We start from the raw sequence: 26,297 nt of genomic DNA, 5'->3' as shown, positions 1-26,297 counted from the left end.
GAAGTCTACGTCCGCCCGGCGACAGAGCGGGAACACAAAAGCATCTAGCTTGCAGCTTGACATGGCTGCGCCAGCGAAAAGCTTGGCTCGCCCCGACGGCGCGACAGGAAAATGCCAGATCCCCGGAACATATTCCGGCTGGTAGAGTTCGTCCTTGCTTCCCGCCACCAGATCGCTTTTCCAACATACCCGAGGTTCCAATGACCAGAGCGTCCCGCATCTCCCATGGATCGCCGTTTCCATTGGGTGCGCGTTGGGATGGGTCGGGCGTGAATTTCGCGCTGTTTTCGGCCAATGCCACCAAGGTGGAACTTTGCCTGTTTGACGGCAATGGACGGCGCGAGCTGCAGCGAATCCCGCTCCCCGAATTCACCGACGAGGTCTGGCACGGCTACCTCCCTGATGTCAGGCCCGGGCAGCTCTACGGCTATCGGGTTCATGGCCCATATGAACCGTCGGCGGGCCATCGCTTCAACCCCAACAAGCTCCTGCTGGATCCCTATGCGCTGGCTATGAAAGGCGACATGCGCTGGCATGATTCAGCCTTCGGCTATCGCGTCGGAAGCAGCCGCGCTGACCTCTCCTTCGATAAGCGTGACTCCGCTTCGATCATGCCGAAATGCGTCGTCGTCGACCCGGCGGTAACCTGGGGCGATGACCCAAGGCCACGGGTGCCGTGGGGCGAGACCATCATCTATGAAGCCCATGTAAAGGGGATGACGGCCCTGCGGGACGACATCCCGCCCCAGTTGCGTGGCACGTTCGGCGGCCTGGCCAACCCCAGCGTGGTCGATCATCTGGTCAAGCTCGGCGTCACCTCCGTCGAGCTGATGCCCAGCCAGTCCTTTCTCGACGATCGCCACCTGCTCGAGCGCGGTCTGAAGAACTATTGGGGGTACAACACGATCGGCTTTTTCGCGCCGGCTGCCCGCTATATCTCGCCGGGGAGTGACATCCACGAATTCAAATTGATGGTCCGTCGACTGCATGAGGCCGGCATCGAGGTCATTCTCGACGTCGTCTACAATCACACGGCGGAGGGCAACCATATGGGCCCGACGCTCTCCTTCAAGGGCATCGACAACGCCAGCTACTATGTGCTGGCCGACGATCCCCGCTACTATTTCGACACGACCGGCTGCGGCAACAACGTCAATCTTCGTCACCCCCGCGTGCTGCAGATGGTGATGGATTCGCTGCGCTATTGGGTCGAGGACTGTCATGTCGATGGGTTCCGATTCGACCTTGCCAGCACGCTTGGCCGCGATCGCGCGGAGTTCGACCATCACGCGGTCTTCTTCGAGGCGATCCGGCAGGATCCCGTGTTGCAGACGGTGAAACTCATCGCCGAACCCTGGGATACCGGCCCGGACGGCTACCAGGTCGGCAATTTCCCGCCGGGCTGGGCCGAGTGGAACGACAAATACCGCGACACAGCCAGGGGTTTCTGGAAAGGCGACGAAGGCTTGGCTCCCGAATTGGCAAGCAGTCTGCTCGGCTCGGCCGATCGCTTCGACAAGCGAGGCAGGCGCCCCTATGCAAGCGTCAATTTCGTCACCGCGCATGACGGCTTCACCCTGAAGGATGTCGTCAGCTTCAACGACAAGCACAATGAAGCCAATGGTGAAAACAACGCCGACGGTCATTCACACAATCTCAGCTGGAACTGCGGGGTCGAGGGTGCGACGGACAATCCGGCTATCCTCGACCTGCGCGACCGGATGCGGCGCAGCCTTATCGCCACGGTGCTGACATCGCAGGGCACACCGATGATCCTGATGGGCGACGAGATAGGCCGCAGCCAGTCCGGCAACAACAATTCCTACTGCCAGGACAATGAGATGAACTGGCTACAGTGGAAAGACATCCCCGATCGGGACCGGCAGTTCAGCGAATTTCTCGCCGGCCTGATCCGCATCCGGCGCACCCGGCCCTTGCTTCGCCAGTGGCGTTTCCCGCACGGCAACGCCGTCGACGACAGCGGGCGTGCCGATGTGGAGTGGCTCCGGCCCGATGGAGAGGGAATGACGTCGACAGACTGGGAGGCCAAAGACACGCGGTCCATGGCCATGCTGCTTCGCAGTTCGAGCGAGGCGCTGATCCTGCTGTTTAACGCGCACCATGAAGCGGTCTCGTTCAACCTGCCGGCAGATGTCGGAAACAGTTGGCGCATCGTGGTCGATACCGCCGCCGCGGTCGCCGATGAGAATGCGGCGAACGCAGTCGAGCATCCGTCCTTTCTGGCCGAGGCGAGGTCGCTCGTCTTGCTGGAAAGACGTCCATGATTCTATCGGGCTCATCAGACGCAAACGCGTTCCGCGTTGCTCCCAGATCCTGGGGCGCGGCGTTCGTTCGTCCCGGGGAGGCGCGGTTTCGGGTCTGGGCACCTGGCATCGAGCAACTCCATCTGCGGCGAAACGGCGCCGACAGTCAGATGATGCGGGACGAGGACGGCTGGTTCGAGCTGTTGGCCACCGGCGTGGCGCCGAACGACCGGTATTGCCTGGTGCTGCCCGACGGGCGCGCGATCCCGGACCCCGCTTCCCGAGCACAAGCCGGAGACGTGCATGGCCCCTCGCTGATCGTCGATCCGACAAGCCATGCGTGGACGGACGAGGAATGGCGCGGGCGTCCATGGGAGGAGGCGGTTGTTTACGAGCTGCATGTCGGGACGTTCACGCCGGAAGGAACATTTGACGCCGCGAACGCACGGCTGGAGCACCTAGCCAGGCTCGGCGTGACTGCCATCGAGATCATGCCGGTGGCGCAGTTCGGCGGCGAGCGCGGATGGGGTTATGACGGCGTGCTTCTCTACGCGCCTCATCGTGCTTACGGCCCTCCGGACGCCATGAAGGCATTCATCGACGCCGCGCATCGGCATGGACTGATGGTGCTGCTCGACGTCGTCTACAATCATTTCGGGCCCGACGGGAATTATCTCCCCCTACTGGCGCCCGAATTCTTCGACCCCGACCGCCACACTCCCTGGGGAGCCGCGATCGCTTATGAAAAACTGCCGGTCCGGCAGTTCTTTATCGAAAACGCACTCTACTGGCTGGAGGAATTCCATCTCGACGGACTTCGCTTCGACGCCATCGACCAGATCGCCGATCCGAAGTCCGAGACGGAGATCCTCATCGAAATCGCCGACCGCGTGCGTCGTGAGCTTCCTGACAGGCACATCCACCTGACGACGGAAGACAACAGGAACATCGTGTATCTGCATGAGCGAGACGCGCGCGGCAACGCCGTGCGGTTCACGGCGGAATGGAACGATGATTTCCACAACGCGGCCCATGTCCTCGCCACCGGTGAGACCGACGGGTATTACGAGGACTTCGCCGAACATCCGGCGCGTCACCTGGCCCGCACCCTCGCGGAAGGCTTCGCCTATCAGGGTGAGGAGCAGGCCGATGGGGCCAGCAGGGGTGTCGGGAGCGGGCACCTGCCGCCCACCGCCTTCATCGACTTTCTCCAGAACCATGACCAGATCGGCAACCGAGCGCTGGGGGAACGGCTGCCGACCCTTTGCGAGGAGCCTGTGCTGCGTGTCTTGACGGCAACGCTGCTGCTATCGCCGCACATTCCGCTGCTGTTCATGGGGGAGGAATGGGGCGAGACGAACCCCTTCCTGTTCTTCACCGATTTCGAGGGTGAGCTTGCCTCAGCGGTGCGCAACGGACGGCGTCGCGAATTCGCGAAGTTCGGGGCCTTCAACAGCGAGGAGAAGCGGGAGCACATCCCCGATCCCAATGCCCGGTCTACCTTCGAGCGGTCCCGGATCGACTGGGCGAAAGCCGAAGGAGATGGCGCCGCATGGCTGCGCTTCGTTTCGCAGCTTCTGGCGCTTCGTCGAGAGGTGATCGTGCCTCTGCTTCGCGACGCCGGAGGCAACAGCGGCGAGCGGCTCGATGTGCCTGACGGGGTTGTTGCGATCGACTGGACAATGCCAGCAGCGCGCCTGCACCTGCGGGCAAATTTTACGGCCGTGCCCCAGCAGTTGCCGCCGTCGGACGCCGAAGTCGTTTTCGCAGAGCCGGCGGACGCCGCCGCCGCTCTCTGCGATGGAGAACTCCCACCCCACTGTGTCGTTGTGGCGCGGACACCGCTCGAAAGCGGGCACAAGGACATGAACCCGCCCGGCATCGATGAATTGGCAAGGCTTTACGGCGTCGCGCCGCTTGCCGACACCCCCGGCAGCACCGCCGCTATCGGCGAAATTCTCGCTGCGCTCGGCATCGATGTGGGGTCTAGCAAAGCAATCGACGAGAGCCTGAGGCAGGCTGCCGACCGGGAACCGCCGACGTTGCGGGCGAGTGCCGGCACGCGCTGCTATCTGCCCGACTGGTTGGAGAAGGGAAGGGCCTGGGGCATCACCGTTCAGCTTTACGAACTTCGTTCCGACCGTAACTGGGGCATCGGGGACTTCGCCGACCTCGCCGCCTTCTGCCGGATTGCTGCTTCGGTCCACGCCGATTTTGTCGGCACCAACCCGCTGCACGCTTTGTTCGGCTCCGATCCAAGCCGCTGCAGCCCGTTTTCCCCTTCCAACCGCCTGTTCCTGAACCCGCTCTACATCGCAGTCGACCAGATCCCCTTCTATACTGCCGAGGGCGACGAGGCCGGCATCGCGGAACGACTCCGCGACAGGACTGAGGTGGATTATTCTGCGGTCGCCGCGTTGAAGCTTTCGGCGTTGCACCGCCTCTGGCGCTCCTGGCAAGGGCCGGACCAGCCGGTAGCGTCGTCCGCCAAGCAGGAATTCTCCCGGTTTCTCGAGCGATCGGGAGAGGCGCTGCGGAGGCACGCATTGTTCGAGGCACTCAGCGATGCCATGGTTTCCGCCGGCAATGGGAGCGGATGGACGGCATGGCCGGAGGAATTCAGGGACCTAGACGGGCCCGCCGTGAAAGACTTCGCCAGGGCGAACGAGGACGAAGTGCTGTTTCATTCCTGGTTGCAGTGGATCGCGGACGATCAGCTGGAACAATGCGCCGCGGCGGCTCGCCAAGCCGGCATGCGTATCGGCATCTATGTCGATTTTGCTGTTGGCGAAGCGCCGGACGGATCAGCCACCTGGAGCGATCAGCAGCTTTGCGTTTCCGGCATGAGCGTCGGCGCGCCGCCCGACATGTTTACGGCCAATGGCCAGGATTGGGGACTGGCGCCGGTCTCGCCCCTGGCCATGGCGCGCACCGACTTTGCGGCGTTCAGCCGGACGAACGATGCTCTGATGCGGCATGCGGGCGCGTTGCGTATCGATCACGTGATGTCGCTCTGGCAGCTTTTCTTCGTGCCGGCCGGAAAAACGCCGGCGGCCGGTGCCTATGTCCGTTATCCCCTAGGCAGCTTGCTGCGCATCCTGGCGGAACAATCGAACCGGCACCGCACGATCGTCATTGGCGAGGATCTCGGCCATGTCCCGCCGGGATTTCGGGATGTCATGGAGCAGGCCGGGATATTCTCCTATCGCATCGTTTATTTCGAGAAGCAGAATGGAGCCTTCATCGCGCCCGAGGATTATCCGCGGCTGGCACTCGCCTGTCTTTCGACGCATGATATGCCGACATTGCAGGGTTGGTGGCTTGGCGACGACATCGAACTGCGGCTGCGGCATTCATTGATCGACGCGGCCGCCGCACGCGCGCAACGTCTGGAAAGAAAACGGGAACGCACCGCGCTGGTGGAAGCGCTGGCGGCCGCCGGCGCTCTGGCTTCGGACGATCTCGCCATTGCCGAACCTGCCGAAGCTTGCGCGGGCGACCTTCCCGCCGTTATTGCTGTTGCCGCGAACCGGTTCGTCGCGAAGACACAGAGCCTGCTGGCCGGCGTCCGGCTGGCTGACCTGACCGGCGAGCGACGCCAGACCAATCTCCCGGGCACCGTCGACAGCTATCCCAACTGGCGTCTCCGGTCATCGATGCGCCTGGAAGACCTCTCCACCGGCGAGCTATTCCAGTTGATCACCCGGGCCATGGCTGAGGAAAGACCGGCATGACATTGCCTCGGGCAACATATCGGCTGCAGTTTCGCAACGGCATGGATTTCGATCGCGCCGTCGGCATCGTCCCGTATCTGCAAAGCCTTGGAATCAGTCACCTTTACGCTTCGCCCATCTTCACCGCCGCCGCCGGATCGACGCATGGATATGATGTCGCCAACCACAATGAGATCGATCCGGCGCTTGGCGGGCGCCAGGGCTTTGACAGGCTGAGCAGCGCCCTGAAACGCGCGGGGCTGGGTCTCATCCTCGACATCGTGCCCAACCACATGGCGGCGGCCCTGGAAAACCCATGGTGGCGGGACGTGGTGGAGTGGGGGTCGCGGAGCCTCTATCACCGCCACTTCGATATTGACTGGAGTGAAAGGCTGACACTGCCGATCCTCGGTCGTCCCTATGAAGAGGCCTTGGCAACGGGCGAATTGTCGGTCCGATTGGATCGCCGTCAAGGCGGGCTGGTACTGGCCTATTTCGACCACCACTTGCCGCTATCGCCGTCGACATATCAGGAAGTGCTGGCCGGAATTAGCGGACAGCTCGCTGCCGATATGCTGCAGATTGCCAGCACAGCGCGTCCTGAACAGGACCAGGCCTGGAATGACGCGCTCGAGGCTTCGCTGGGCGACAGCGCCGCAACATCCGAGCTGGAAGATGCGTTGGCCCAGCGTTCCGACGACAGCGCCTTTGTCGACGCAACCCACGCCGCCCAGCCATGGCGGCTCCTCTACTGGAAGGATGCCCGAAGGCACTTGAACTACCGGCGGTTCTTCGAAGTCACGGGCCTGGTTGGCGTGCGTGTCGAGGCGCCTTCCGTCTTCGAAGATGTGCATCGTCTGACGCTCGACCTTGTCCGATCCGGACAGGTCGATGGCTTGCGGATCGATCACGTCGACGGCTTGGCGGATCCACAAGCCTATCTCCAGCGGCTGAGGCAGGAGATAGGATCGGACACCTTTCTGGTCGTCGAAAAAATCCTGGCCCGTGGCGAGACGCTGCCGGCGAACTGGCCGATTGAGGGCACGACAGGTTACGAATTCATCGGCGCAATGGGCCACCTGTTCGTCGACCATCGGCGATCAGCTGAACTGGACCGGGTCTATGCCGCGCGGACAGGTCGGGCGGCTCTCGCCGACGATAGCTTTGCCACGGAGGCCAGGGCGGCCAAACGGCTGATGGTGACGCGGAACTTCGAGACGGAGCTGTCGGCCCTTGCTGGTTTGGCGTCGGCCTCGGCAAGGAACCTCGCGGCGGTCGTGCCCGATCTCAATGCGACCAATGCGGCTCTGACCGAGTTGATTGCGGCATTTCCGATCTACAGGACCTACGGCACCGAAGCCGGCATGCCGCCTCGCGATCGAGAGCTGCTTTTTCGCATCGCCGACGAAATTCAAGCTTCGGGGCAGGGGGTTGACGCCGAGGCGTTGAGACTATTGCTGCAGCTGTTGTCCGGAGACGTACCGCCGACGATGGTCGCGCAGGCGTGGGAGTTCAGGAAACGATTCCAGCAACTGACCGGGCCGGTCATGGCAAAGGCGGTTGAGGATACCGTCTTTTATCGCCACAACAGGTTGATCGGCTTGAATGAAGTGGGCGGTGATCCGTCTGGCCGCTCGGCTTCGCTTGACGAGATCCACGGCATGTTCTCGTCCCCCGACAGCTTCCGCCCCGCTGGCCTGCTTGCCACGTCGACACACGATACCAAGCGCGGCGAGGATGGAAGGGCACGCCTCTATGCGCTGAGCGAGGCGCCAACAGTGTGGGGCGACGCGGTCGAGCGGTGGCGGCAAATGCATTCGTCCAATGTCGAATATCTGGCCGACGGACCGGCGCCTGACCCCGACACCGAATGGATGATCTACCAGGCTCTGGCGGGGACCTGGCCGGCAGGGACGGAGCCAATGGGCACCGCTGCTCTCGAAGTGCTGTCCAAACGCTTCGAGGGCTATGTCGAGAAAGCGTTGCGCGAAGCGAAGCTGCGGACTGACTGGGCCGATGTGAACGAACCCTATGAAAGTGCCGCGAAGTCCTACGCCGCAGGGCTGCTGTCGCCGGCAAACCGCGATTTTCTCGACGACTTCTCCGCGACGCTGCAGCCCTTTATCCGTGCCGGCGCGGTCAACGGCCTTGCGCAGACCCTGATTAAGATGACCGCCCCTGGCATTCCCGACTTCTATCAGGGTGCCGAGGGCCTGGACCAAAGCCTTGTCGATCCCGACAATCGTCGCGATATCGATTTCCAGGCTCTCGGCCAAACGCTGGCGTCGCTTCCGCCTTCACTGGCCGACGCCAGTATCCAAAATGCGCCCGTCAAGCAGGCCGTGATCGCCCGATGCCTTGCCTTCCGCGCAAGGCATGAGGCTCTGTTTGCGCGTGGCTCTTACGTTCCGTTGCAGGCGTCGGGAGAGCGGAAAGACCATGTCTTTGCGTTTATGCGCGCGCAGGCCGATGAGATCGCGGTCATAGTGGTGCCACGCCTGGTGTTGAGAACTTGCCCGACACAGTTCGAGTGGTGCGATCCGGTGTTCTGGGGCGATACAACGATCCATTTGCCTGAAGTTGCAGGGCAATCAGACCTGACCGATCGTTTTACAGGGATGAAACTGGTCCGCTCGGAGGAACAGCCTGTCGCTGCCATATTGAGCAAGCTGCCGATATCGCTTCTGGCAAACTGAAGTTGGACGTTAAAAGGATGTCCAACCTCTACTCGGACCACCATGCACCGGTCCCTGGAGCATGTTTCTCAGCGGAGTCATCTTGCTCTTGCTCCACCTTTGGCTCGTCACGGCTGGGCTCCGGCGAAGCCGGTGGCTTGTTGGCGCTTATGGCTTGACCGAGTTGTGTCCAGGCCCGGGCCAACAATGCCGCGGCGTCAGCCTCGGGTTCGATCTCTGTAAGCTCGATGATAACCTGGACAGGGTTGCCGGCATCGTCGCGTATCGAGACGCCATCTGTCAGAATTCTTGCCATAGTTTGATTTCCCCAACGTCGATGAAGCTTTGTTCCCGCACCGGCCGAACCGAACTCTTGACGGATAGCTTGCAGCTAGCGCGTCCGGATTTGCTAGATCACGCCAGTGCCGCCATTAGCCCCAAAAATGCTTCCATCAGTGTAAGTGATTTCGCCCGAAGCCAGCAGGACGAATAGCGCCGCCAACTCCGCCGGCTGGCCCGCGCGACCGAGCGGGGTGTCTTGACCGAACTCGCCTAGTTTTCCAGGCAATTGGCCGCCGGCCACTTGCAGTGGCGTCCAGACCGGGCCTGGTGCGACGGCATTGACGCGGATGCCCTGTTTGGCCAGTTGTTTCGCCAGGCCCTTGGTAAAGATCGCAATGCCAGCCTTGGTGGTGGCATAATCCAGCAATTCCTCACCCGGGCTGACGGAATTGACCGACGCCGTATTGATGATGGCCGCCCCGGCCTTCATCAGCGGAATAGCCGTCTTGGTGATCCAGAACATCGCATAGAGATTGGTTTTCAAAGTGCGGTCGAATTGCTCGAAACTAATGTCGGTGATCGACGGCTGGGACTGTTGATAGGCGGCATTGTTGACGAGGATATCGATGCCACCAAGTTCACGATGTGCACGCTGCACAAGGTCGACACAGAAATCCTGGTCCGTAAGGTCGCCGGGGATCAGGATGGCTTTCCGGCCCTCGGCGCGGATCAGGTCGGCAACGTCCTGAGCGTCCGGCTCCTCACTGGGAAAGTAATTGATCGCCACATCTGCGCCCTCGCGCGCGAAGGCGATCACGGCAGCGCGTCCGATTCCGGAATCGCCGCCGGTGACCAGCGCCTTTCGCCCAGCCAGCCGGTTGGAGCCCCGATAGCTCGTCTCGCCGCAGTCGGGAACCGGATCCATCTCGCGTTGCAGCGCCGGCCATTCCTGGCGCTGCTCCTTGAACGGTTCGCTGGTGTATTTGGTAACGGGATCGGACATGGAAAGCCTCCGGGAGTTAGGTTGAATGGCCTTGGCCTTCAGAGGTCCACCTTTGCGTTTTCGCCAACGCTCGGCTTGGCGCCGGTGACGGCGGCGAACACCATCTTCGCCGTGGCGACAACCAGTCCGGGGCTGTCCCACAACTCGCCTTCGTCGGGCGTCACGGTAATCAGGCGGATCTCCGGATCCTCCGCATTGTCCCACCAGGCGGAGTCGGTCTTCTCCCACAGCTGCGCGATCTTGGCCCTGTCGTTTGACACGGCGGCCGCCCCGGAGATGGTCACATATTTGTAGTGGCTGCTGTCACTCCAGGCCAACGTGACCTTGGGATATTCGGATAGCTGTTTGTTCTTGGCGCTGTCTTCATTCACGAGGAAGTAGATGGCATTTTCTTCTCGATAGACCCGGGCAGACAGCGGGCGAGCGCGATTGTATTCGCCGTCCCAGGTCACGAACATGCAGATGTCGATTTCCTTGGCGAGTTCCCAGATGCGGTCGGTCGCCTCGGCCTGGGTAAGATCTGTCTCTTGCTCTCGATGATTTGCCATATGAACGTGCTCCAGCGAATGAATTGCGGTTCTACAACTCGCCCGCGGCGACGACGTTCCAATAGACGCAGATCGGTTGACCTCGGCGACGGCCAATTCGGCTGGCGAACAAGGCTTGGCCAGCTCTGCAAAAGAAAGCACAGGCGCCGCAATGGTTCGGAACGTTTCGCCAGACGACAGGTTAGCGTCGCGAAACCCATTGGAGAGTGACGAATGAAAGCGCTGACCTGGCACGGCAAGGGAGATATCCGGTGCGAACGGGTCGACGATCCGACGATCGAGGACGACCGCGACATCATCATCAAGGTCACGGCCTGCGCGATCTGCGGCTCCGATCTCCATCTGATGGGTGGGTTCGTCCCTGAGATGCACAAGCACGACGTACTCGGCCACGAGACGATGGGCGAGGTCGTCGAAGTCGGCAAGGGGCATTCCAAGTTCCGGATCGGCGAGCGCGTCGTCGTCCCCTTCACCATTTCCTGCGGCGAGTGCCGGATGTGCAAATGGCAATTGTTCTCGCTTTGCGAGCGGTCCAATCCGGCTGGCGCCGAGCAGGCAAAGATGATGGGGTATCCGACAGCCGCCCTGTTCGGGTACTCGCACATGTATGGCGGCTTTTCCGGCGGTCAGGCCGAGTTCCTGCGCGTCCCCTATGCCGATGTCGGCCCGATCAAGGTGCCCGATGGGCTGTCCGACGAGCAGGTGCTGTTTCTCTCCGACATCTTCCCGACAGGTTACCAGGCGGCCGAGAACTGCAACATTCAGCCGGGCGACACCGTCCTGGTCTTCGGTTGCGGCCCGGTTGGACTGTTCTCGATCAAGTCGGCTTTCCTGCTCGGCGCAGGACGGGTCATTGCTCTCGATATCGTGCCGGAAAGGCTTGCGCTTGCCGAGGCGTCCGGCGCCGAAACGCTCAGATATGATGATGAGGATCTGCAACAGCGGATCCTGGACATGACGGACGGCAAAGGGCCCGATTCCGTGATCGAGGCCGTCGGCATGGAAAGCCATGGCGCAGGCGGCGTCATCGAGACCTTGCAGACGGATCTCACGGCGCTGGAGCGCCCCTATGCACTCCAGCAGGCGCTGATGGCATGCCGCCCGGGCGGTACATTGTCGCTTCCTGGCGTTTTTATTGGCGCCGTCACCGTGCCGATGGGAATGTTCGTCGGCAAAGGCCTGACGATGAAAACGGGTCAGACGCATGTGCAGCGATATCTTGAGCCGCTGATGAAACTGGTCGAGAGCGGTAAGATCGACCCGTCATTTCTGATCACGCACCGCATCGGTCTCGAGGAGGGGCCTGAGGCCTACAAGACCTTCCGCGACAAGAAGGATGGCTGCATCAAGGTGGTCATCAAGCCTTAGAGGCGCTGAAGATGTCCCGTAAATGCGCTTCGGCCTTGCGACCGCCCCCTGATTCGAAGGGGCCGGTCGAGCCGGCGATCGAACGCACGCCATCGAGGGCCGCGCCATGCCGCGGATAACCACACAAACGCCCGTTCACTCCGTTGAAGGGATCGGCCGAGGCGATCCGATAAGCCCGCCGGGCAAGGTGGACTTTGGAGATTTCGGTGAGGTCGCGCCCCTCGGCCGCGCTTTCGGCTCCGATCGTGGCACGCCGCTGGACCGCTATTACATCGAGAGCTTCCTGGCACGCCATGCCAGCGATATCAGGGGCCACGTGGCGGAAATCGGAGACGACGTCTACACGCGCCGTTTCGGCGCCGAACGGGTGGCGCGGTCGGACATTATCGACGCGCCGGAACACGACAACCCTAGCGCAACCATCCGGGCCGATCTCCAGCAGGAGGAGCAGATCGCCGCCAATTGTTTCGACTGCATGATCGTCACCCAGACGCTGCATATGGTCTACCAAGTCCGAGACGCCGTCAAAACGATCCATCGCGCGCTGGCACCCGGCGGCGTGGTCCTGGCGACGGTGCCGGGCATAACGCCCATCGACGCGGCCGACGGGCCGGAGAAATGGTTCTGGGCAATGACCCAGAGCGCGGCGCGTCGCCTTTTCGAGGAAAGCTTCGGCTCGTCAGGCGTTCAGGTAGAGCAGTTCGGCAATGTGCTTGCCGCCACGGCCTTCCTGCAGGGCCTTGCGTTCGAAGAGATCGATCGTGAGCGCCTCGACCTCGTTGACCCATTATATCCCGTCATCACGGGTATAAGAGCCGTGAAATAAGGTGACGATTTCAGGCCGAATTTACCGTGCGCCGATAGGCGTGACGATCGCGAATGAAATCATTGAAGAAGCGTCCCTTTGACAACGCCTGCCTGAAGGCGGCGTAGGTTTCCGGGGCGACATCCTCATAATCATAGCGATAGCCGCTCGGCACGAACCACACCGAAAGAACCCGGGTGGCCGGGTCGTATTTGGTATTTCGTATTACGGTCGATGGCATGTCTTGCACCCGACTGACATCGGTTAAACCCGCCGGCGGGCCCGGAGTTCCGGGGCCATTGTGCCCTGCTGCATCCTGGCATCAGCCCGGCGCGCGAGATCGGCCGGGCACGTCGTCGACATTGCCTTGTCAGCCGACCCTCACCATTTAGGCACGATGTCGCCGACAAAACTGAAAACATCCGACCGCGCCCCTGCGCTTCAGCCCGATCTCTTTGGTGCCGGCAGCGACCTGCCTGAGGGGTTCCTCTACCAGGCTGAGTTGATCACCCCGAACGAAGAGAGCGAACTCACCCGGCACCTTGAAGGCCTGCCTTTCCAGGCTTTCGATTTTCACGGCCATCTCGCAAATCGCCGGGTCGTTGGTTTTGGCCTGCGCTACGACTATGATCGGCGCCAGGTCGTGGAGGCGCCTCCGATCCCCGGATTTCTGCTGCCTTTGCGCGACAAGGTCGCGGCCTTTGCTGGCCGGCCGGCCGAAGCGTTCGCGCAGGTGCTGATCAATGAATATCGCCCCGGGGCCGGTATCGGCTGGCACCGCGACAAGCCGCATTTCGACGAGGTGGCCGGCGTCTCGCTGCTGGCGTCGTGCGATTTCCGGCTGCGTCGCAAGAACGGCACGAAGTGGGACCGAAGGACGATCCTCGTCGAGCCCAGGTCGGCCTATCTCATGACTGGACCGTCGCGCTCCGAATGGGAACACAGCATTCCGCCGCTTGCCGAACACCGGTATTCGATCACCCTGCGGACATTGCGGGCTGACAGTCGCTGAACATCCCCTGCTCACAGAACGTGGCCGTATTCGCAGCCCGGCAAGCTCGGGCGTTCCTGAACGTAGATACTCAGTGCGCCAAAGTACTGTTTTCGATCACATGATCGACCGCCCTGATCAGCGCGTTGCCGAGCAGCGGTTTGACCAAGATCAGCACGCCTTCGGGTTCGGGCGACGTCCATGGGCGGTCCACAAGCAGGATGATCGGTCCGGGAAACCGCGCGAGCGCGTGCCGCCCACTCGCCCAATCCGGCACGGCGTCTTCATCGACGACGGCGCAGCGTATCGATGATGCTAATGGAGACGCGACTGCCTTTGCAAGCTGCGCCTGCGAATCCACGACATAGCCTTCGGCCTCGAGCGCGAATTCGAGGGACTTCCGGAAACCCGGATTGGGGGCGATGACAAGAACCATGCTGCCGACGGTCAAAGGACCAGATCCTCCAGATGGCGGCCAGGCAGGTTCCTAGCAGCCGCGAGCCGTGAATATAAGGAAACCTGGTGGAGGGCCGCCTTGCGCTGCATCAAATCAGAGCGAAGGCTGGCATGGTCTCAGGCGGGGCTGAACTTCACCGCCAAGGCCATCCGCACCAGCTCAGGCAGGCTTTTTGCATGCATCTTCGCCATGACGTTGGCACGATGGACCTCGACCGTACGCGGACTGATGTTGAGATCGTAGGCGATCGTTTTGTTGGCATGGCCGGCAACGACCCCTGCGAGCACCTGTTGCTCACGATCCGTCAGGTCCCTGATCCGCGCCTGGATGGCCGCGGTGTCGTCTGAGGCAGAGTGGGTTTCCTCGATTTGTGTGGCCGCGCGTTCTATGGCGTCGATCAGCACCTGGTCCTCGAACGGCTTTTCGATGAAGTCGAGTGCACCGGCCCGCATGGCTTCCACCGCCATCGGCACGTCGCCATGGCCGGTGATGACGATCGCCGGCAGCATCGCGTGCGCTGCCTGAAGTGCGCGCAGCAGTTCTACGCCGCTCATGTCGGGCATGCGCAGATCGGTGACCAGGCAGCCATTGCTGATGCTCGGAGCGAATGCCAGAAAATCGGTCGCCGAATTGTGCATCCGAACAGCGAATCCATTCATGCTCAGCAGGAACGCCAGAGACTTCCTGACCGCTTCCTCGTCGTCGACGATATGGACTGTATAATCAGCGATCGCCATTGCGGACGTCATCCTCGATTGTCGGCAGCGTGAAACGGAAGGTGGCGCCGCCATTGTCGTTCCTGGCCACCGATATCTTGCCGCCATGCGCCTCGACAATGCGCTTGGAGATGGACAGGCCGACACCCATCCCGCCTGGCTTGGTGGTGACGAAAGGCTTGAACAATTGCGCCGCGATGTCCTCGGAAATGCCGGGACCGGTGTCGGCAACCTCGATGACCACGGCCCCGTCTCCATCGAGCGCGGTGCTAACGACGAGTTCGCGCCTTTCGCTGTCACGCATGGCTTCCATCGCGTTGCGCATTAGGTTGATCAGGACCTGCTGGACCTGGACTCGGTCGGCCATGACCGACTTCGCGGCCGGCGCGAAATCATAGACCGAGCGGATGCCGCGTTCACGAGAGCCGACAAGCGCCAGCGTGCCCGCTTCCTCGATCAGCTTGCGGATGTCTTCCGGCGCCTTCTCTGTTTCGCCGCGTGTCACGAATTCGCGCAGGTGACGGATGATCTGCCCAGCCCGCAAGGCTTGCCGTGCCGCCTCGTCGAGGGCCTCGCGCATCCTGGAGGCAAGGGTATCGTCCAGGTCGCGAAGCAGGCGGCTGCAGCCCTGGACGTAGTTCGCGATCGCGGACAGCGGCTGGTTCAGTTCGTGGGCCAGCGTGGATGCCATCTCACCGAGCTCGTTGAGCCGCGCCATCCTTGCCAGTTCGCCTTGGATTTCTTCGAAGCGGGCGGCCGACTCCTCGCGCTCCGTCAGATCGCGGATGAAACCGGTGAAGAAGGTTTTGCCACCGGTCTGCATCTCCCCGACCGCCAGTTTCATGGGAAAGGTCGACCCATCCTTTCGCCGCCCCACCACGACTCTGTCGACGCCGATGATGCGCTTTTCACCTGTCGTGAGATATCGGTGGATATAGCCGTCGTGCTCGTGGTGATAGGGCTCAGGCATGAGGATGCGCACATTGCGCCCGACGGCTTCCTGCTCGGCATATCCGAATTGCCGGATCGCGGCGGAGTTGAAAGAGACGATCGTGCCGTCCTTCTCTATGACCACCGTGGCGTCGAGCGCCGTGTCCAAGATCGAGCGGAGATGCGCGTCCCGCGATTCGAGCGCGCCTTGGGCCTTGTCGATCTGCCGTCTTGCGTGATGGAGCAATTCACCCAGGAAGGCGATGACCACACCCGTGATCGCGAAGACGGCGAGCTCGAAGCCGCTGCCGGCGCCCGCCGGGTGCAGCGCGACCAGGTAGAAGGCGGCTGGAAACGAAAGCAGGACAGCGACGATGCCCGGTCCGATGCCTCCTGCTATTGATGCGACGAGGATGGCTGGAACGAACAGGATAAAAACAGCCGTTTCGTCCAGAAAGCCTTGCAGCGCGAACCGTATGGCGAAGGCTGTCGCCACGGCCAGGACCGCCAGCACATAGCCGTTCAGGCCCTCGAATTTCCGGGAGAGAAGCAGCTGCAGGAAACGGCCCTGTGATCCGGTGATGTCCCTTGCCGGCATGACGTGCTCACCAATTTTCAAAGCGCGAATATCGGCACTTGGCGATTTTTTTGCACTCAACATGATCCGCCGTCGTCACGCAATGCGCTTCGTAATCGCAGCCGATGCTACCAGGAGCCATCTGAGCCTAATCACGATTCCCGGCCTGAACTCAACCGGCCGAGCGCCGGTGTCGCGCGAATGCGGCATCACCCGCATCTTGGTCACTCTTTGATCAATCCTTTGCCTCGCGGCCGGAGACCGAGGTGACGAGGATCCGGAAAAAAATATGCGGCGTGCTGTTCGCCACCACGGGAGTGACGGGCTTGAGCGCGCCAGGCTCCCACCAGTCGGAGTGCTTGCTAAGTAGGGACCATGCATGGTCCCGCTCGCGCTTGTAGCCGATGCGGTCCGGCAGTTCTTCGTAGCGACCATCCACGACAACGCTTCGCCAGCCACGCCCTTCGCCCTGCTCCTCGACCTGAACGGACACCAGGGGATTGGCCCGCATCCATTCGATCTTCTTGCCCGGCATGGAAAATCCATAGAGATAATCGGCGGCATAGGCATAGTGGATCGGCACGACGTAAGGCTGCCCGTCTCTGGCGCAGGCCAGGCGCGCGACGCGGTTGGCCGCCAGCAATTGGGTGCATTCGAAGGGTGTGAGCGTGCGGATCTGCATTGGTAAGCTCTCCTGTTCATAGCATCTGTAGTGGCCGTCGGCCGAGCGACATCGGCCGGGCCACGCCGTCCAGAACCAACCGGCGCTCGATTCAGCGGCACCATAGAACGCGCCTCAGCCGACGGTGTCAGGCAGTCCGGCGTTCCAGGCGCCGCAGCCCAGCCGGGATACTCCCCGCTGGCGCCAACCAGTGCTCCACGATGCCGTCGGACAGCTTGCCTGTCGTCCATGCTTGCTGATCTTGGATCGCGCGTGATCATCCTTTGGATAGAGCTCGTAACCCAGCATTGATCGCGGTCAAGGGGGAGCCGGCCAGCCACGCCGGATGGCGAAAAATGTGTCGTCTTGACCGGTATCAAAGCGTTGCCGGCAGGGGGGGTGCTTTCCATTATCGCGTCCAACGGCGTCCCAAAAGGCATCGCAATGTCATACAGGAAAATCATCGTAAAGCTTGGCATCGACGCCGACCCGGCGCCGATAATCAAATTCGGCGTCGATCTCGCAAATCGTTTCAGAGCGCGTCTGACCGGCGTGGCAGCCGCCGACGTGCCGCGCTGCTCGAATTCGCACGATCAATCCGAGCTGATGTTGTGGTTTCCGGCGCATACGGACACAGTCGGCTGCGCAAATGGGCATTTGGCGGGATGACGCGAACGCTGATCGAAGACAATGGCATTAATCGATTCCTGTCTTACTGACGACAGGGTGGTTCAGTATCCTGGGCCGCAATCGACACGCAAAGAGGATTGCGGCGACATGGCCACTTGGCAACCAAATCTGGCCTCTGTCAGTCTGCGCAGGGTTGCACTGCGCGGGCGCAACAGCGAGTGGCCCGCGCCATGAGCGACCCTGTTCTCCTGACCTTCAATCCTGGCTCCTCGACCATCAAGCTCGGCTTCTTCGCAATCACTGGCGAGACACCGCGCCGGCTTGGCGCGGGCGTGATCGACCTGCGCCGTCAGCCGCTGCTGCTCGAGGTCACTGAAGGCTATGCAAGCGCCAAGACCCAGCTGAAGGCGGCTGTTTCCGACGATCTGCACGAAGTCATAGAGGAAACCCTCGCCTGGCTGGCTCACCACTTCTCCGTGAGCGCGCTCGCCGCCGTTGGACATCGGGTGGTTCATGGCGGTGACCTGTTCGCGGGTCCGCAGGAGATTTCCGACGAGACGCTCGTCGCGATCGAGGGTCTGGTGCCCCTGGCTCCGCTGCACCAGCCGCAAAGTGTCCGCCTGATAAAGGCGGTCCGGCACCTGCGACCCGGCCTTCCGCAGATCGCCTCCTTCGACACCGCCTTCCACCGCAGCCAGAGCGATCTCGTGCGTCGCTTTGCCCTGCCGCGCTCGCTCTTCGACGAGGGCATAAAGCGCTACGGTTTCCATGGTCTCTCCTATAAATACATAGCCGCGCGTATGCGCGAGGCCGCGCCGGATATTGCCGGCCGCCGGATCGTCGTAGCGCATCTCGGCAGCGGCGCCAGCCTGTGCGGACTTGAAGGCGGGATCAGCCGCGACACCAGCATGAGCTTCTCTACGCTGGACGGCATTCCAATGGCGACGCGTTGCGGGGCGCTCGATCCGGGTGTCCTGATCCACCTCATGAAGCAGCGCGGCCTGTCGATCGAGGCGGTCGAAGACATGCTCTACCATCGCTCCGGTCTGCTCGGCGTTTCCGGCATCAGCGCCGACAGCCGCGACCTGATCGACAACGAAGCAACGTCGGCGCGCGAGGCGCTGGACCTGTTCGCTTTCCGCATAGCCCGAGAGACGGCAGCCATCGCCAACACGCTGGGCGGCCTCGACGGGATCGTCTTCACCGCCGGAATCGGCGAACATCAACCCCAGATCCGTGAAGCTGTGTGCGCTCATCTCTCATGGCTCGGCGTCGTGATCGATCCGGTGGCGAACACGGCAAACGAGACGCGGATCGAGCCGCCGGACGCCAAGGTCGCTGTGCTCGTCATCGCGACGGACGAAGAACAAGTGATAGCCGAGGAAGCTTGCTCGATCTTTCAGCCAGCAAAACCAAGCAGATGACAGCGGCCACTGGTGATGTGACAGGCATCCACGCGTGACCCCACCATTTCGACATTCGCCATCAGGAGCATCGCAATGACATCCACGACATCACCGGATTTCGCGAAATCGCCGACGCCTCTGGACCCGGACGCGCTCCGTCTGATGCATGCCTGGTGGCGGGCGGCGAATTACCTGTCGGTCGGACAGGTCTATCTGCTCGACAATCCGCTGCTGCGCGAGCCTCTCAAACCCGAACACGTCAAGCCGCGCCTGCTCGGCCATTGGGGAACGACGCCCGGCCTCAATTTCATCTATGTCCACCTCAACCGCGTCATCAAGGCGAGAGACCTCGATGTCCTTTTCATTGCCGGTCCCGGCCACGGCGCGCCCGGTGTGGTCGCCAACACCTATCTCGAAGGAACCTATAGCGAGCTCTATCCCGATATCTCGTGCGACGAGGACGGCCTTCGCCGCCTCGTACGGCAGTTCTCGTTTCCCGGCGGCATCCCCAGCCATGCCGCCCCGGAGACCCCCGGCTCGATCCATGAGGGTGGTGAGCTTGGCTATTCGCTCGCGCACGCCCATGGCGCCGTTCTGGACAATCCTGGCGTGGTGGTCGCCTGCGTGGTCGGCGACGGCGAGGCCGAGACCGGGCCGCTGGCGGCGTCCTGGCACAGCAACAAGTTCCTCAATCCGGCAGCCGACGGCGCGGTCCTGCCGATCCTGCACCTGAACGGCTTCAAGATCGCCAATCCGACGGTGCTGGCGCGCATCTCGCCGCAAGAGCTCGAGTCGCTGCTTCGCGGCTACGGCTATGATCCGATCTTCGTCGAAGGCGACGAACCCGAGCCCATGCACCAGAAAATGGCAGCGGCCATGGACACGGCCTTCGACAGGATAAGACACATCCAGCGGGAGGCGCGCCAAGCCGGCGTTACCGAGCGGCCGCGCTGGCCGATGATCGTGCTGCGCAGCCCGAAAGGGTGGACCGGGCCGAAGACGGTCGACGGTCTCAAGAGCGAAGGGTCGTGGCGTTCGCACCAGGTTCCGTTCAGCGATATGACCAAGCCAGGCCATCTGCAACTGCTCGAGGACTGGCTGCGCAGTTACAAGCCGCTCGAACTTTTCGACGAGGCCGGGCGGCTGCACGCTGAAATCGCCGCCCTGGCGCCGGCAGGCGACAGCCGTATGAGCGCCAACCGGCATGCCAATGGCGGTGCGCTGAAGCGCCCGCTTCGCTTGCCCGACTACACCAGCTACGCGGTCGCGGTGGCAGCCCCCGGCGACGTCAACGCCGAGGCGACACGGGTGATGGGCGCGTTTTTGCGCGACGTCATGCAGGCTAACGACGCGACCCGCAATTTTCGCGTTTTCGGCCCCGATGAGACGGCCTCGAACCGCCTCCAGGCTCTTTTCGACGTCACCAACCGCGCCTGGGACGCGAGCGCCATGGCGGAGGACGATCATCTGTCGCCATCAGGGCGAGTCATGGAGGTGCTGAGCGAACACCTTTGCCAGGGCTGGCTTGAAGGCTATCTGCTCACGGGCCGCCACGGCTTGTTTTCCTGCTACGAGGCGTTCATCCACATCATCGATTCGATGTTCAACCAGCATGCGAAATGGTTGAAGACCTCGCGCGACGTGCCGTGGCGGCAACCGATCGCATCGCTGAACTACCTGCTCACATCCCATGTCTGGCAGCAGGATCACAACGGCTTCAGCCATCAGGATCCGGGCTTCATCGACCACGTCGTCAACAAGAAGGCCGACACGGTGCGGGTCTATCTGCCGCCGGATGCCAACACGCTGCTTTACGTCACCGACCACTGCCTTCGAAGCTGGGACCGGATCAACGTCATCGTCGCCGGCAAGGCGCCGGCGCCGCAATGGCTCGACATGGACGCCGCCATCAAGCACTGCACGCAGGGCATCGGCATATGGGAGTGGGCCAGCAACGATCGCGGCGGCGAACCGGACGTCGTGATGGCCTGCGCCGGCGACGTCCCCACGGTGGAGACGCTTGCCGCCGTCGATCTGCTTCGGGGGTACATTCCGGACCTGAAAGTGCGAGTCGTCAACGTCGTCGACCTGATGACGCTGCAACCCCGTTCCCAGCATCCACATGGCCTTAACGACAGCGATTTCGATGCCTTGTTCACCAAGGACAAGCCGGTGATCTTCGCCTATCACGGCTATCCCTGGCTTATCCACCGACTGGCCTACAAGCGCACCAACCATGACAACATGCACGTACGTGGATATGAGGAAGAGGGTTCGACCACGACGACGTTCGACATGGTGGTCCGCAACAGGCTCGACCGCTTCCATCTCGTCGCCGACGTGATCGACCGCGTGCCGAGGCTTGGCGCCGCGGCCGTCTACGCCAAGCAGGCGATCCGCGACAAGCTGGTCGAACACGATCGCTACATCCGCAAGCACGGTGTCGACATGCCCGAGGTTCGGAACTGGCGGTGGTCCGCCATGACGGCCACGAACTGATTGTCGGGTCCGGAAGTCAAGACTATCCGCGCGATCTCAGGATGAGAAAGCGCGGATTAAGCGCATGCTCTCCCGCGCTCAGACCGCTGGGCGCGGGAAGCGGGCCTTCACTTGGCTTTCTTCACAGCGTTCACGTAGTTGTTCGTATAGGTCTGGGAAATGTCGATCTTTGCGCCGGCCACCTCTGGCGAGCCGACCGAGAAGACGTCCAAAACAGCCTGTGCGCCTTTCGGATCCATCAATCCCGTGGTCGAATACATCGACAGGGCGTTCTTCAGCGCTGCCAGATATGCTTCCTTGTCGTTGCCAACGAGATTCGCTGGCATCTTTGCCATGATCTCCTCGGCGCTGTGAGTATGGATAAAATCCAGTGTGGCAAGTATGGCGTTGGTCAGGGCCTGCGTCTCCTGCGGATGCGCAGCCATCCACTCGGGCCGGGTGTAGAGCGCGCCGCCCGGATAATCTCCCCCGAACATGGCTTCCGTATCCTTCTGCGACCGTGTGTCGGCCAGGATAGTCAGGTCTTTGTGCCTGGTCTGGAGCACGGTGACGGCGGGATCGAGCGTTACCACCGCGTCGATCTGCCCCTGCTCCATGGCCGCGACCGCCGTGGCGCCCAGCCCGACGCCTACGACTGCGGCCGAGGTCGGATCGATCCCGTTCTTGCTGAGGAGATACTTCAGGAAGAAATCGGTCGATGAGCCGGGCGCCGAGACGCCAACCTTCTTGCCGGCCAGGTCCTTCACCGAATTTATCTTGCCCGTCTGCCCTGGGGCCACCGCCAGCACGAGCCCGGGGAACTGGTCATAGATGACGAAGGCTTGCAGCTTCTGGTTCTTAGCGGCCAATCTCACAGTGTGGTCGAAATAGCCGGACACGACATCGGCGCTGCCGCCCAGCACGGCCGTCAAGGATTGTGAGCCGCCCTTGAAGTCCACGAGCTCGGCATCGATGCCGGCATTCTCATAGGCGCCGATCTCTTTGGCGAGCACGGTCGGCATGTAGCACAGGCAGGCTGCTCCGCCGATGGCAATCGTAACCTTTTCCGCGGCGCCTGCGTGTCCTCCCGCCGTCAGCAGCAGCATGGTCATGGCCGCCAATCTTGAAATAGTCCTCATAATTTCCTCCTTCGGTTAGCAAGTCGGCCTATCGGCCCGATTTCGAAAATTCCGGCCGCCACACCAGAAGCCGTCTTTCCGCGAGCGTGACAATCCAGTCGATCAGCAGCACAAAGGCGGCGAGAACGACCATGCCGGCAAAAACGCCAGCCACGTCGAACACACCTTCCGCCTGCTGGATGAGATAGCCCAGCCCGCCCGCCGCGCCGAGATATTCTCCCACCACGGCTCCCACCACGGCAAAGCCGACCGAGACATGCAGGGATGAAAACATCCAGGACAGCGCCGACGGCCAATAGACATGGCGAAGCAATTGCCGGTCGTTCATGCCAAGCATACGCGCATTGGCCAGGATGGTCGTGTTTACCTCCTTCACGCCCTGGTAGACGTTGAAGAAAACGATGAAGAAAACCAGCGTCACGCCCAACGCCACCTTGGACCAGATGCCGAGGCCAAACCAGAGCGTGAAGATCGGCGCCAGCACCACGCGGGGAAGCGCATTGGCTGCCTTGACATAAGGATCGAAGACGGCGGCGAGCCTTGGCTTGCGGGCAAACCAGAAGCCGATCCCCACGGCGGCCACCGAGCCGATCACGAAGGCGAGGACGGACTCCCACAGCGTGATTCCCAAATGGTGCCAGATCGTTCCCGTGGCAAACCACATCCATATCTGGGCCGCGACGGCGAGTGGCGTCGAGAAGAAGAAGGAAATGTTGTTCGGATCGCCGATCAGGTCGGTGGTGGACGCGATCTGCCAGAACGCAATGATGACGACTGCCACCGCGCCTTGCATCAGCAAAAGGCTGGTCCGCCTCATGAGGCCGTCTCCTGCGCTATCTCTCCATAGGCCTTGAGCACCTCCTTCTTCAGCATGTGCCAGATGTCACGATGCAGTTCTTGGAAGCTCCCATCCAATCTGATTTCTGAAATGTCGCGCGGGCGCGACAGCGGGATTGGAAAATCGCCGATGATGCGCGCCGACGGGCCGGCCGACATCACCACAACGCGGTCGGCCAGTCCGAGCGCCTCCTCCAGATCGTGCGTGACGAACATGACGGCCTTGCGGTCGGCCGACCACAATTTCAGCAGAAGATCCCCCATGATCAGCCGCGTCTGGGCATCGAGTGGCCCGAACGGTTCGTCCATCAAGATGATCCGGGGGTCGCGGATGAGGACCTGCGCGAGCGCCACACGCTTCTTCTGGCCGCCCGAGAGCATGTGCGGATAGCGGTCCCCGAAGGCGGCCAGACCGACGCGCGCCAGCCATGCGCGCGCTCGTTCTTTGGCTTCGCGGGAGGGCACCCCGGCAACTTCCAGCCCGATGGCGACATTGTCCAGCGCCGTCTTCCATGGCAACAGCGCATCCTGCTGGAAGAGGTAGCCGGCATGTCTGTTGAGGCCATCAAGCGGGCCGCCCAGGACGCGCACGCTGCCCGAAGCGGGCGTTATAAGTCCTGCCGCGGCATTCAGCAGCGTCGATTTTCCGCAGCCGGTCGGTCCTATGATGGCGACGAATTCCTGCTTGCCGACATTGAGGTCCGCACGAGCCACGGCTTGGAAAACGCTGCCACCGGCCAGCGCGAATTCTATCGTCACCCCGTCAAGCTCAACGGCGGGTTCCGAGCCGGCCGGCGCCTCCCGGAATCCGGCCCCCGATGCGGCCGCGACCGTTTTTGTCATTCTGCCGAATTCCGTGTCGCTAAAGGCAAATGGCCGGACGAATACGCTCCTGCCTGTCGATCATATTCCTCCTCCGATATTTCGAGGCGGCAACATCCTGCTTGCCTGGATGCCCGAAGCCGAGCAAGCACAATAGTTCAAGCGATGGGGCATGCAACCTCAGCGGCGATCGACCGTCTGCAACTCGTTGCAGGCGGGAAACAGCCTCCAGCGAAGGTCACAGGCTGGCAAACACGCTCTTCACCGCATCCGCGGTCTTGGACACCACGATGTCGGCTTCCTCGCGCGTCAGGCAGAGCGGCGGCGCAAAGCCGAGAATGTCGCCCTGGGGCATGGCGCGGCCGATGACGCCGCTTGCCGCGAGTGCGGCCGCCACCTGTGGGCCGATCTTGAGCGAAGCGTCGAAGAACACCCGGTCGTCTCTGTCGGCAACGAATTCGACCGCCGCCAGCATGCCGTCGCCGCGCACGTCACCGACGTGTGTGTGGCCGCCGACTGCCTTGGCGAGTTCGGCGCGGAAATAGGCGCCGGTCACGCGGGCATTCGTCACCAGGTCCATCTCGTCGATCAGTTCGAGATTGGCGACGCCGGCGGCAACGCAGATCGGATGCGCCGAATAGGTCCAGCCATGGCCGAGCGATCCGAGCTTGTCGGAGCCCTCGACCAGCACCTGCCACATCGTGTCGGCAACGATGACGCCCGACAGCGGCGCATAGGCCGAGGTCAGGCCCTTGGCGATCGTGATCAGGTCCGGTTTGATGCCGTAGTGATCGGAGCCGAACATGGCGCCCAGCCGGCCAAAGCCCGTCACCACCTCGTCTGCCACCAGCAGCACGTCGTACTTCTTCAGCACCGCCTGGATCTTTTCCCAGTAGAAGGCGGGCGGTGGCACGATTCCGCCCGTGCCGAGGATCGGCTCGCCGATGAAGGCGGCGACCGTCTCCGGGCCTTCAGCCAGGATCATCTCCTCGAGCTTGTCGGCGCAATGCTGCGAGAACTGTTCCTCGCTCATCGAGCGATCGGGGCGGCGGAAATAATACGGCGCCTCCGTGTGCAGGATCGGCGCGCGCGGCAGGTCGAAGGCGTTGTGGAACAGCTCGAGCCCGGTCAGCGACCCCGTCATCACGCCCGAGCCATGATAGCCGCGCCAGCGCGAGATGATCTTCTTCTTCTCCGGCCGGCCCAGGACGTTGTTGTAGTACCAGATCAGCTTGATGTTGGTTTCGTTGGCGTCCGAACCCGAGAGGCCGAAATAGACCCTCGACATGCCCTGCGGTGCGCGGTCGATGATCATCTTGGATAAGGTGACCGAGGCCTCGGTGCCGTGGCCGACATAGGCATGGTAGTAGGCGAGGTTGCTGGCCTGGGCGGCGATGGCGTCGGCGATCTTCTGCCGGCCATAGCCGACATTGATGCAATAGAGGCCGGCGAAGGCATCGATGCTCTTCCTGCCGTTGATATCCCAGACAGTGACGCCTTCGCCGCCGGCCATGATCCGGTTCGGGCTCTCGCCCCGCGCATGCATGCCCATATGCGTCGAGGGATGGAAGAAGTGGTCGCGATCCCAGGCGGCGAGTTCGTTGGACTGGTCGAGCATAGGTAACTCCATGGCAAATGCAAAAAAAAGTACGACGCGGACCCGCGAACCGTGCGGCAAAGGGTGCGGCTTTTAGCATCCTGTGCGCAAGATCGAGCGGAGTCGACATTGCATGGGGATATCACTATATAGCGGCGGCTTCGACCCGCTTGCCTGAGGGCAATGTCCAGAAGCAGCTGTGAATGTGCTATGCACCGCTCCATTGATTTGTGACGGAAATCGTCTCAGAGACCGGAATAAGCAAGTAGAAACAATGGCGCGAAGCTGGAGCTGTCCAGCCAACGAAAAGCGACCTCCCCAGAAAAGAAATGCCTTTGATCCCTCGATTTGCTTTGGCTCCTTGGACTTTGGACCAGACAGGCTTGCCGGTTCCCGGC

At 62.1% G+C, this 26,297-nt stretch carries 20 protein-coding genes; 9 read left to right on the top strand and 11 right to left on the bottom strand.

Annotation, left to right across the window (positions count from 1 at the left end; all coding sequences use genetic code 11):
* Positions 1–200: 200 nt before the first annotated feature.
* Genes glgX through treY form a run of 3 tightly spaced genes read left to right on the top strand, consistent with a single transcriptional unit; the run spans position 201 to position 8,673 of the window.
* On the top strand, positions 201–2,285 hold the full coding sequence (gene glgX / locus LB513_RS01755; protein ID WP_224661720.1) for a glycogen debranching protein GlgX: 2,085 nt from the start codon (positions 201–203) through the stop codon (positions 2,283–2,285).
* Positions 2,282–5,998, top strand: coding sequence for a malto-oligosyltrehalose trehalohydrolase (gene treZ / locus LB513_RS01750; protein WP_224661719.1), 3,717 nt, complete (start codon positions 2,282–2,284; stop codon positions 5,996–5,998). The genes glgX and treZ overlap by 4 nt, the downstream gene beginning before the upstream one ends.
* Positions 5,995–8,673: a malto-oligosyltrehalose synthase gene (treY, locus tag LB513_RS01745; protein ID WP_224661718.1), complete on the top strand. Its 2,679-nt coding sequence runs from the start codon at positions 5,995–5,997 to the stop codon at positions 8,671–8,673. Before treZ ends, treY begins: the two co-directional genes overlap by 4 nt.
* Positions 8,674–9,061: 388 nt before the next feature.
* On the opposite strand, the gene LB513_RS01740 is transcribed toward treY, so the two are convergent.
* Together LB513_RS01740 and LB513_RS01735 are read right to left on the bottom strand one after the other, a co-directional pair.
* Positions 9,062–9,937 carry an SDR family oxidoreductase gene (locus LB513_RS01740; protein WP_224661717.1) on the bottom strand — a complete coding sequence of 292 codons (876 nt, stop codon included), beginning with the start codon at positions 9,935–9,937 and terminating at the stop codon, positions 9,062–9,064.
* A 38-nt stretch (positions 9,938–9,975) separates the two neighbouring features.
* Complete coding sequence (locus LB513_RS01735) at positions 9,976–10,485, bottom strand: pyridoxamine 5'-phosphate oxidase family protein (RefSeq protein ID WP_224661716.1); 510 nt, start codon at positions 10,483–10,485, stop codon at positions 9,976–9,978.
* 213 nt (positions 10,486–10,698) lie between these two features.
* Here LB513_RS01735 and LB513_RS01730 point away from each other — a divergent pair, with 213 nt between their 5' ends.
* Positions 10,699–11,853 carry a zinc-dependent alcohol dehydrogenase gene (locus LB513_RS01730; protein ID WP_224661715.1) on the top strand — a complete coding sequence of 385 codons (1,155 nt, stop codon included), beginning with the start codon at positions 10,699–10,701 and terminating at the stop codon, positions 11,851–11,853.
* Positions 11,854–11,959: 106 nt separating this feature from the next.
* On the top strand, positions 11,960–12,679 hold the full coding sequence (locus tag LB513_RS01725) for a methyltransferase domain-containing protein (RefSeq protein ID WP_224661714.1): 720 nt from the start codon (positions 11,960–11,962) through the stop codon (positions 12,677–12,679).
* A 10-nt stretch (positions 12,680–12,689) separates the two neighbouring features.
* Here LB513_RS01725 and LB513_RS01720 read toward each other — a convergent pair whose 3' ends face one another.
* On the bottom strand, positions 12,690–12,899 hold the full coding sequence (locus LB513_RS01720) for a KTSC domain-containing protein (protein ID WP_224661713.1): 210 nt from the start codon (positions 12,897–12,899) through the stop codon (positions 12,690–12,692).
* A gap of 156 nt (positions 12,900–13,055) precedes the next feature.
* Here LB513_RS01720 and LB513_RS01715 point away from each other — a divergent pair, with 156 nt between their 5' ends.
* Complete coding sequence (locus tag LB513_RS01715; protein WP_224661712.1) at positions 13,056–13,670, top strand: alpha-ketoglutarate-dependent dioxygenase AlkB; 615 nt, start codon at positions 13,056–13,058, stop codon at positions 13,668–13,670.
* A gap of 70 nt (positions 13,671–13,740) precedes the next feature.
* Here the strand turns inward: LB513_RS01715 and LB513_RS01710 are convergent, their stop codons facing one another.
* The 4 genes from LB513_RS01710 to LB513_RS01690 form a co-directional block, all read right to left on the bottom strand.
* The gene (locus LB513_RS01710) at positions 13,741–14,100 is read right to left on the bottom strand and encodes a DNA-binding response regulator (RefSeq protein WP_224661711.1); all 360 of its coding nucleotides are present in this window, start codon (positions 14,098–14,100) and stop codon (positions 13,741–13,743) included.
* A gap of 122 nt (positions 14,101–14,222) precedes the next feature.
* On the bottom strand, positions 14,223–14,837 hold the full coding sequence (gene fixJ, locus LB513_RS01705; protein WP_224661928.1) for a response regulator FixJ: 615 nt from the start codon (positions 14,835–14,837) through the stop codon (positions 14,223–14,225).
* A complete protein-coding gene (locus LB513_RS01700) occupies positions 14,830–16,350 on the bottom strand; it encodes a PAS domain-containing sensor histidine kinase (protein ID WP_224661710.1) in 1,521 nt (506 codons plus the stop codon). The genes fixJ and LB513_RS01700 overlap by 8 nt, the downstream gene beginning before the upstream one ends.
* Positions 16,351–16,564: 214 nt before the next feature.
* Entirely contained in the window at positions 16,565–17,011 is a 447-nt protein-coding gene (locus tag LB513_RS01690; protein ID WP_263481901.1) for a pyridoxamine 5'-phosphate oxidase family protein, read from the bottom strand.
* A 345-nt stretch (positions 17,012–17,356) separates the two neighbouring features.
* Here LB513_RS01690 and LB513_RS25280 point away from each other — a divergent pair, with 345 nt between their 5' ends.
* The 3 genes from LB513_RS25280 to LB513_RS01675 all read left to right on the top strand — a co-directional run bounded on the left by LB513_RS25280 (position 17,357) and on the right by LB513_RS01675 (position 21,525).
* The gene (locus LB513_RS25280; protein WP_411962669.1) at positions 17,357–17,659 is read left to right on the top strand and encodes a hypothetical protein; all 303 of its coding nucleotides are present in this window, start codon (positions 17,357–17,359) and stop codon (positions 17,657–17,659) included.
* 191 nt (positions 17,660–17,850) lie between these two features.
* Positions 17,851–19,044, top strand: a complete 1,194-nt coding sequence (locus LB513_RS01680) for an acetate/propionate family kinase (RefSeq protein WP_224661709.1) — start codon at positions 17,851–17,853, stop codon at positions 19,042–19,044.
* Between the two features lie 75 nt (positions 19,045–19,119).
* The gene (locus tag LB513_RS01675; protein WP_224661708.1) at positions 19,120–21,525 is read left to right on the top strand and encodes a phosphoketolase family protein; all 2,406 of its coding nucleotides are present in this window, start codon (positions 19,120–19,122) and stop codon (positions 21,523–21,525) included.
* 107 nt (positions 21,526–21,632) lie between these two features.
* Here LB513_RS01675 and LB513_RS01670 read toward each other — a convergent pair whose 3' ends face one another.
* From LB513_RS01670 to LB513_RS01655, 4 genes are all read right to left on the bottom strand, one after another.
* Positions 21,633–22,643: an ABC transporter substrate-binding protein gene (locus tag LB513_RS01670; RefSeq protein WP_411962668.1), complete on the bottom strand. Its 1,011-nt coding sequence runs from the start codon at positions 22,641–22,643 to the stop codon at positions 21,633–21,635.
* A gap of 28 nt (positions 22,644–22,671) precedes the next feature.
* The gene (locus tag LB513_RS01665; RefSeq protein ID WP_224661707.1) at positions 22,672–23,460 is read right to left on the bottom strand and encodes an ABC transporter permease; all 789 of its coding nucleotides are present in this window, start codon (positions 23,458–23,460) and stop codon (positions 22,672–22,674) included.
* A complete protein-coding gene (locus LB513_RS01660; RefSeq protein ID WP_224661706.1) occupies positions 23,457–24,323 on the bottom strand; it encodes an ABC transporter ATP-binding protein in 867 nt (288 codons plus the stop codon). Before LB513_RS01660 ends, LB513_RS01665 begins: the two co-directional genes overlap by 4 nt.
* A 217-nt stretch (positions 24,324–24,540) precedes the next feature.
* Positions 24,541–25,920, bottom strand: coding sequence for an aspartate aminotransferase family protein (locus LB513_RS01655; RefSeq protein ID WP_224661705.1), 1,380 nt, complete (start codon positions 25,918–25,920; stop codon positions 24,541–24,543).
* Positions 25,921–26,297 lie beyond the last annotated feature (377 nt).

The organism is Mesorhizobium sp. ES1-1 (assembly GCF_020164785.1).
In the GTDB taxonomy this organism is placed as follows: domain Bacteria; phylum Pseudomonadota; class Alphaproteobacteria; order Rhizobiales; family Rhizobiaceae; genus Mesorhizobium.
The sequence above is the reverse complement of the archived record's forward strand: the minus strand, read 5'-3'. Positions and strand labels throughout refer to the sequence as shown.